The organism is Eikenella sp. HMSC061C02 (genome assembly GCF_001809035.1).
Taxonomy (GTDB): Bacteria; Pseudomonadota; Gammaproteobacteria; order Burkholderiales; family Neisseriaceae; genus Eikenella; species Eikenella corrodens.
Window position 1 is genome coordinate 36,209 of sequence record NZ_KV795559.1, and the last position, 8,321, is coordinate 44,529.

Sequence of the window (8,321 nt, forward strand, 5' to 3'; positions counted from 1 at the left end):
CTATTCGCCCGGCTTCTCTTCTTTGTGTTCAACAATCTGCTTGGGCGCAGCCGTTTCGCTCTCGCCCTCGCTGCCTTCGTTTAGGCCCTTTTTAAAATCGTGAATCGCCCCACCGAGGTCTTTGCCCACATTGCGCAGCTTCTTCGTGCCGAAAATCAGCACCACCACAATCAAAATCACCAGCCAATGCCAGCCGCTAGAAATACCCATCATTCTTTCCTTTCAATCCATTCAACGGCAGCACACATAAGGCTACCTGAAACAGGCGCGGCAGGTTTCGCCAAAACGTTGTTTCCGGCCGAATTAAACAACCCTGCCTCCAATCTGCAAACAGCCGCGATTGTAACAGCGGGCGCGGCAAACCGAAAGAACGGCGCGGCGGGCGGATGGGATGACAGTGCAGCAGTAGGCAAGCTGCGGGTGTTGGGCAAGCCATGCCATGCCAATTTCAGGTAGCCCTTGTTAGGGCTGCGGGCAGATAGCCAGCCTATTCCTACGGGGTTTCAGCTAGCCTGCAATATGGCGGGCTGCAAGTTATCCTGTTGGAACGGTTTTATCCTGCCAATCTGAATGAGGCTACCTGAAAACGGGTGGCAGCCCAAAAGCTGACTTGGCCACACCGCCATGTATAGTGAATTAAATTTAAATCCGGACAAGGCGACGAGCCGCAGACAGTACAGATAGTACGGCAAGGCGAGGCAACGCTGTACTGGTTTAAGTTAAATTCACTATAATCCCGCCAAGCCCATCGTTGCAATTTCAGATAGCCTTCCGCCGCGCCGCCAAACCCGGCCGTTCGCTATATAATGCTGATTCCTTCTTAATTGCTTACTCCCTCCCGCGCCATGCTCCATCTTTATTCTTCCAACCGCCTAGAATTCCTTGCCGAAACCGCCGTTGCGCTGATGCGGACTACGCCGCTGAAAGCGGTGTTGGCGCCGGAAGAAATCGTGGTGCAGAGCCAGGGGATGCGCCGCTATCTCAACCACTATTTGGCCGAGCGCAGCGGCATTGCGGCCAATTTGAATTTCAGCCTGCCGGCGGCACTGAGCTGGCAGCTCACGCGCCGCTTCCTGCCGGATGCGCCGCGCCTGAACCCGTTTGCGCCGGAAGTGTTGCGCTGGCGGCTGCTGCCGCTGTTGGAAAATGCCGATTCGACCCTGCCCGCAGTGTTGCAGGGCTACCTGAAAAGCAGCACGGCGGCGGCTTATCATTTGGCGGGGCGGCTGGCCGACGTGTTCGACCAATATTTGGTGTACCGCCCGCATTGGCTGGCGCAATGGGAGCAGGGCAAGCTCAACGGCTTGGGCGCAGACGAAGCCTGGCAGGCCGCGCTGTGGCGCACGCTCGCCGCCGAAGCCCCCGCCGCCCACCGCGCCGCGCAGCACGAACGGCTGCTGGCCGCGCTGAATCCGGCGCGCCTGCCGCAGCGTTATTTGGCGTTCGGTATTTCCACGCTGGCGCCGGTGTATCTGGATTTGTTGCAGGCCTTGGCCGAACACACCGATGTGCACCTGTTTGCGGTCAATCCCAGCCAGCAATACTGGGGCGACATCCAAAGCCCGAAACGGCTGGCCGCGCAAGCCGAACCCGCAGCCGAAGAAGCCGGCCACCCGCTGCTCTCCTCGCTGGGCAAACAGGGGCGCGACTTTTTCGACCGCCTGGCCGTGAGCACCAGCGCCATGGAGCAGGTGGAACTCTTCCCCGCGCCGCCCGAATCGCCCAGCCTGCTGCAACACCTGCAGGCCGACATCCAGCTGTTGAGGCTACCTGAAAAAGGCAGCGCGCAGATGGACGGCAGCATCGTGATCCAAGCCGCCCACAGCCCCCTGCGCGAGCTGCAAATCCTCAAAGAACACCTGTTGCGCCGTTTGGCGGACAACCCCGAGCTCCAGCCGCACCACATCGCCGTGCTCACCCCCGCCGTTGAAGACTACCTGCCCTTCATTCACGCCGTGTTCGGCGAAGCCGCGCCCGGCAGCCGCGCCCTGCCGTATTCCGTGGCCGACGTGCGCCTCAGCCGCAGCCAGCCTTTGATGCTGCTGGCCGAGCAGCTCATCGCCCTGATGCAGAGCCGATTCGAAACCGAACGCCTGCTGCCCCTGCTCGATGCCCAAGCGGTACGCCGCCATTGGCAGATTGATGAAACCGATGCCGAATTCCTGCGCCGCAGCGTGGCCGAACTCAACGTGCATTGGGGCGCGGATGCCGAAATGCGCGCCGAGCACAGCGGCAGCGGCAAAGTCTTCACTTGGCAGCAGGCCACAGAACGCAGCGTGCTGGGCTGGCTGCTGCCCGAGGGCGAAGGTACGTTGTGGCAGGGAGTGCACCCCTGGCCGGCTGATTTTGCCCGCCAGCCTGCCCAGGCCGCCTGGTTTGTGCTGCTGGGCAAGTTGCGCGAGCACCACCGCCGCTGGCAAAGCCCCGCATCCATCGAAGGCTGGATCGAACGTTTCCGCGCCCTCTTGGCCGATGCCGCGGGCGACACCCCCGACGAAGCCGACCAAGCCGCCTGGCAGCAAATCAGCCAGGCCTTGGCCGCCTGGCAGGAAGAAGCTGCGCTGGCGGGCTATACCGCAGCCCTGCCGCCCGACAACGCCTGCCAGCACCTGCGCCGCTTCTTCGGCCAAAGCAGCGAAGCCGCCTTTTTGCGCGGCGGCATCACCTTCTGCAGCATGGTGCCCATGCGCAGCCTGCCGTTCGATACCGTGTGCCTGCTCGACCTGAACGACGACAAATACCCGCGCCAAACCCCCGCCCCCGCCTTCGACCTCATCGCCCGCCACCCCCAATCCGGCGACCGTTCCCGCCGCGACGACGACCGCTACCTGTTCCTCGAATCCCTGCTCAGCGCCCGCAGCCACCTTTATCTTTCCTACATCGGCCGCGACCACCTCAAAGACGAAGCCCAAGCCCCCTCGCCGCTGTTGAGCGAACTCATCGACACGCTGGCGCAAATGGCCGGCCAAAGCAGCGCCGATTTCGCCGCCGCCCACGTGCGCCAACACCCCCTGCAAGCCTTTTCCACCCGCTACTTTGTCCCGCAACAGGATGGGGAAAGTTCAGCCGAACTTAGCGAAAACGGGCTTTCAGGTAGCATATCCGGCCTCCGCCAAGACTATGCCCAAGCCCTCAACCAACCCGCCGCCGAAGCCGCGCCCTTTATCGGCGATACCCTGCCTGAAGCTGCAGGCGAACCCACCGTATCGCTCGACAGTTTCCTAAACTTCTGGAGCAACCCCGTGCGCCATTGGCTGCGCCGTGCCCTGCAATGGAAAGGCCCCTATGCCGACCGCCCTGCCGATTCTGCCGAGCCCTACGCCATCGAACACACCGACGAAGTGAAACAGCGCTACCTCGACGCCCGACGCCACCGCGAAGACTTCGCCCAAACCGAAGCCAAACTGCAGGCCGACAGCCTCCTGCCCGCCGGCCTGCTCGGCGAAATCCTGCAAGAGCCCGAGCGCACCGCCGCCAAGCAGCTCGATTCCGAACTGCTCGCCAGCCCGCGCGAGCCCGACTTCCCCTTCCGTTTCGAGTACGGCGGCCACACCCTCGTCGGCAGCCTCACCCACCTGCACCAACACGGCCAAATCTTCTACCACGCCGCCGAACTCAAAGCCCCCGCCGAAATTAGGCTGTGGCTGCAACACCTGGTGTATTGCGCCGTTCACCCCAAAGCACAAGCCACCCACCTCGTCTCTCTCGACAGCCCGCAAACCCTGCCGCCGCTGCCGCAAACGGAAGCCGCCGAGCAACTTGCCCGCTGGCTCGACTACTACCTGCTCGGCCAACAACAGCCGCTGCCCTTCTTCCCCCGCACCAGCCTGGCCGCCGCCAAAGCCTGCACCGCCAAAGACCTCTCTGCCCAAGGGCTACCTGAAGCAGCCCTCAAAGCTGCCCGCAGTAAATACCGCGATAGCCGCGACTACCCCGGCCAAAACCAAGATCGCGAAGTCGCCCAAGTGTACGGCCGTGATGAAGACGAGCCGATTAACAGTCCCCTGTTCGCCCGCCTCGTTTTAGAGCTGCTCGCCCCGCTGCATTTATGCATCGCGCCCAAAGAGAGCAAAGGCAAAAAAGCTGGTTAAACAGGCGGGCTGCACCGGGAACACACCACACCAAAATAGAGGCTACCTGAAATTTACTTAGCCGCATTCGGCTTGCAAACAAGTTTCAGGTAGCCTCACTGCAAATTGCGCTATAATTTAATACGCTGTATTTAAATTGTATTTTTAAATTTTCGCGCAAACTGTTAAAAAATTTCCTCATCTATGCCAAATTTCTATTGACAACTCCCCGCCTCCTCTCTAAAATGCGCGCTTCCTTTCCCCGATAGCTCAGTCGGTAGAGCGACGGACTGTTAATCCGCAGGTCGCTGGTTCGAGCCCAGCTCGGGGAGCCAAAGGGTCGTTAGCTCAGTCGGTAGAGCAGCGGACTTTTAATCCGTTGGTCGAGCGTTCGAATCGCTCACGACCCACCAAATTTTAAAAAGCCTAAACATCCCGTTTAGGCTTTTTCTTTATCCCCCGCCCATCATGCCCGTTCGCCAAACCCTCCCCGCCCGCCGTTTATCTGTTGCTCCGATGTTGGACTGGACAGACCGGCATTATCGCTACATGGCACGCCAAATCAGCCGCCACGCCTGGCTCTACACCGAAATGATTCATGCCGGCGCCATCATCCATGGCCAGGCCGAGCGTTTTTTAGGCAAAGACGAAAGCGAAAACCCGGTTGCCCTGCAGCTGGGCGGCAGCAACCCGGCCGATTTGGCCAAGGCCGCCGCCATCGCGGCAGGTTGGGGCTATGACGAAATCAACCTCAACTGCGGCTGCCCCAGCCCGCGCGTGCAAAAAGGCGCGTTCGGCGCCTGCTTGATGAACGAAGTGGATTTGGTGGCCGATTGCCTCAACGCCATGCAGGAAGCCGCGCCCGATTGCGCCGTAACCGTGAAACACCGCATCGGCATCGACCGCCAAACCGAATACCAAACCGTATGCGATTTCGTGGGCACGCTCTCCGACAAAACTGCCTGCCGCACCTATATCGTCCACGCCCGCAATGCCTGGCTGGAAGGCCTGTCGCCCAAAGAAAACCGCGATGTGCCTCCCTTGAAATACGACTATGTTTACCGCCTCAAACAGGATTTCCCCCATTTGGAAATCATCATCAACGGCGGCATCAAAACCAATACCGAAATCGCCGAACACCTGCAACACGTCGACGGCGTGATGATTGGCCGCGAGGCCTACCACAACCCGATGCTGATGCAATCGTGGGACAGACTGTTTTACGGCGAAAGGCTACCTGAAACCGATTTCAACACCCTTATTCACACGCTCTACCGCTATATGCAGCGCTCGCTCGCCGCCGACCCGGGTCTCACCATTCGCCACATGTTGCGCCACTACCTCGGGCTGCTGCATGGCCGCAACCATGCCCGAGTGTGGCGGCAGATGCTCTCCGATGCCACCTTGCTGCAAAGCAACCGCCCCGAATTGATTTTGGAAGCGTGGGAGAAGGTTTCCGCCGGGGTTTAACTGCATAAACAAAGGCTACCTGAAAAGTCAGGTAGCCTTTTGCTTAGGTGAGCGTTTGAGTAGCGGCATGATACAAGACCGTATGAACAGGCTGCCAGTGCGGGCTACCTGAAAGCCATCTAGCAACGCAGCCGCCAATAGCAACCGTGTTTTAGCTTCGCAGAAACTCAGCCTTGGCTACGCCAAGACATGGTTTTAACTCCGTTGAAGCTTACGCTTTCAGGTAGCCTCTTTGGGTGCAAACATCACCTAGCCGCTGGTGCCCACTGCCGCCGCATCCTGCGCTTCGGTTTGGGTATCGTCCACGTCTTGCAAGGCTTGGTAGGCGGGGAGCAGGAGTTTGGCAATCAAGGAAAGCTGCTGCCAGAGGGTGTGGGCGTGGGGGCTGGCGCTGCCATCGGGGCGCAGGGCGGTGAGTTGTTGGCGCAGGGCGCTGTAGGCTACCTGAAATTCGGCTTCGGTCAGGTTGGGCAGCTGTTCGAGCAGGCGGGCGGTTTCATTAGCGGCCCTGGCGAAGGCGGCATTGAAATCGGGCTCGATTTGGCCAGGGCTGAGGCGGCTGCGGTAGGCGCCGAGGGCGGAGATGTAGCCGTTGACGGCGTAAACGGTTTTGAGCAGGGTGAAGCCGCCGGGCAGGTGCGCGGCGTATTTTTTCGGCTCGCCGGACATGTCGGAAAGGGTGCTGCTCAGTTGGGCGGCGCGTTCGTGGGCGCGGCGGCGTTCGCTGCGGTAGGCGGCATCGTCGCACTGGCCGCCTTGCTGGAGCTGGTCGGTGATACTTTTCAGGTAGCCTGCGTTGCCGGCGAGGGCACGTTGGGCGGTGCGGGCGAGGGAAAGGTAGTGCCAGTCGGGCCAGAGCATGGATACGGCCCACCAGGCCAGCACGCAGCCGACGATGGTGTCGAGCAGCCGCCAGGGCAGGGCGTCGATGCCGTGCAGGCCGGCGATGTAGAGATTGGTGATGGCTTGGATGGTGATGAAGAAGGTGGAGTAGCTGTATTTATTGGTGCGGAAGAAGAAAAACAGGGTGCTGGAAACAGCCACCACGGCCAGCTGGGTGGCGAGTGAGGGGGTGAAATAAGGCAGCAGCGAGCCGACGGCCACGCCGGCCATCGTGCCGACCACGCGCTGGATAAGGCGGCTTTTGGTGGCGGAATAGTTGGGCTGGCACACGAATACGGCGGTGAGCAGCACCCAGTAGCCCATGGGCAGCTTGAGGCTTTCCACTAAGGCGATACAGAGGAACACCACAATGGAAAGCCGCACGGCATGGCGGAATACGCCGGATTCGAAGCTGAGGTGGCGGCGCAGGATATTGAGATGGCTGCGCCAGCTACCGGCATCTTCGCGCACGATGCGGGTTTGCTCGCTGGCTTCGGTGTATTCTGCTTGCTCGCCGGCCAAGTGGGTGAGCTGGTAGTTGATGCCGTAGAGGTTGTCGATGAGGCGGCGCAGGCTGCGCGGGCTCTTATCGGCTTGGGTGGATTGGTGGTGTTTGAGCGAGCGGCGGATGCCTGCGGCCAGTTTGTCCAGCTTGGCATTGTCCGGCGCCGTGCTGCTGTGTTGCAGGCTGTGCGCCACATCGCGGCAGGCCTGCGCCTGCCATTCGATCAGCCGCTGGATGCGGAAGATGAGGTCGCTGTGGCTGAGCTCGGCCACAAAACGGCGGTATTCTCCGATGTAGCTGGAGCTGGCGCGCTCGTGGATGTCTTGCGCGGCAAAGTAGTAGTGCAGCATGCGGGCAGTGCGCGGGTGGCGGTGCTGGCCGCGCATGCGGTAAAACAAGGCGCTGCGCACTTGGTTGAAGGCGGCGATTACTTTGCCGTTTTGCATGGCCAGCGCGATTTGCCGCTGCTCGATCTGGTCGGTGTCGTCGGGGTCGAAGAATTGGGCTTTGATGTCGAGATAGCCCGCGAGCTCGGTATAGGCGGCGGCCATGCTGTCTTGCACGGGGCGGTGCGGCAGGATGAGGTGCAGCAGCAGGGTGTTGCCGCTGTAGAGCAGCGTGCCGCACAAAATCAGCAGGGTGTTGGCATACCAAACCATGCTGTGGTTGATGGTGAGGATGGTATAGAGTGCTACCACCAGCGTCCCGAAGGAGATGGTGCGGTAGCGCAGGCTGATGGCGCCGGACAGGGTAAACACGAAAGTGAGCAGCGTCATCGCGGGCAGAAACAGCAGCGGCTGGCCGAACGTAAACTGCACGGTAAGCGAGGAAACGCTGAAGGCGGCAATGGTGGAGAGCAGGTTTTGGATGCGGCCGGTGAGGCGGTTGTCTAAATCCACCAGGCCGCCGGCAATCACGCCGAGCACCAGCGGCATACACATCAGCGGCTTCTGCCAATACCATACGGCCAGCACGGCCATGCATACGCTAACCAGCATTGGCAGCGCGGCCAGCACTCGCACGGAAAGCCATTTGAGCCGAGATGGGATAAGGGGCATGGTGGATAAATAGAGGATGAGTGGGAAAGGGCGCTATTTTAGCGCAGGCGGGCGCGGCATGATACGGCTGCACCTTCGGCAGTGGGGCAGGGTTTTCAGGTAGCCTTGCAATACGGAACACGAGTACCCCTATCGTGTTTGTCCGCACCGCAGCAAGTATGGCCGCCTGCTTTTGTAGCGAAAAAGACGGACGGCAGGCTACCTGAAAGCAAAGTTTCAGTAAAGTTCCAACCGAGCAGGCGGCTTCAGATAGCCTTGGGTATGCACGAAGGGGCTACCTGAAAGCGCAAACTTCAACGAAGTTATAGTGGATTAACAAAAATCAGGACAAGGCGG

Annotated in this window: 4 protein-coding genes and 2 tRNA genes; 4 read left to right on the forward strand and 2 right to left on the reverse strand. The window is 60.5% G+C overall.

The genetic code is table 11. The annotated features are described in order from the left end of the window. Nucleotides 1-210, reverse strand: coding sequence for a Sec-independent protein translocase subunit TatA (gene tatA / locus HMPREF2541_RS07180; protein ID WP_023887973.1), 210 nt, complete (start codon nt 208-210; stop codon nt 1-3). 614 nt (nt 211-824) lie between these two features. Here tatA and recC point away from each other — a divergent pair. From recC to dusA, 4 genes are all read left to right on the forward strand, one after another. Beyond that, nucleotides 825-4,091, forward strand: a complete 3,267-nt coding sequence (gene recC / locus HMPREF2541_RS07185) for an exodeoxyribonuclease V subunit gamma (RefSeq protein WP_371327085.1) — start codon at nt 825-827, stop codon at nt 4,089-4,091. 238 nt (nt 4,092-4,329) lie between these two features. Continuing rightward, a tRNA-Asn gene (locus HMPREF2541_RS07190) sits at nt 4,330-4,405 on the forward strand. Nucleotides 4,406-4,407: 2 nt separating this feature from the next. After that, a tRNA-Lys gene (locus HMPREF2541_RS07195) sits at nt 4,408-4,483 on the forward strand. A 55-nt stretch (nt 4,484-4,538) separates the two neighbouring features. Then, nucleotides 4,539-5,540 carry a tRNA dihydrouridine(20/20a) synthase DusA gene (gene dusA / locus HMPREF2541_RS07200; protein ID WP_035581209.1) on the forward strand — a complete coding sequence of 334 codons (1,002 nt, stop codon included), beginning with the start codon at nt 4,539-4,541 and terminating at the stop codon, nt 5,538-5,540. A 249-nt stretch (nt 5,541-5,789) separates the two neighbouring features. On the opposite strand, the gene yccS is transcribed toward dusA, so the two are convergent. Continuing rightward, the gene (gene yccS / locus HMPREF2541_RS07205; protein ID WP_070542630.1) at nt 5,790-7,985 is read right to left on the reverse strand and encodes a YccS family putative transporter; all 2,196 of its coding nucleotides are present in this window, start codon (nt 7,983-7,985) and stop codon (nt 5,790-5,792) included. Nucleotides 7,986-8,321: the final 336 nt, after the last annotated feature.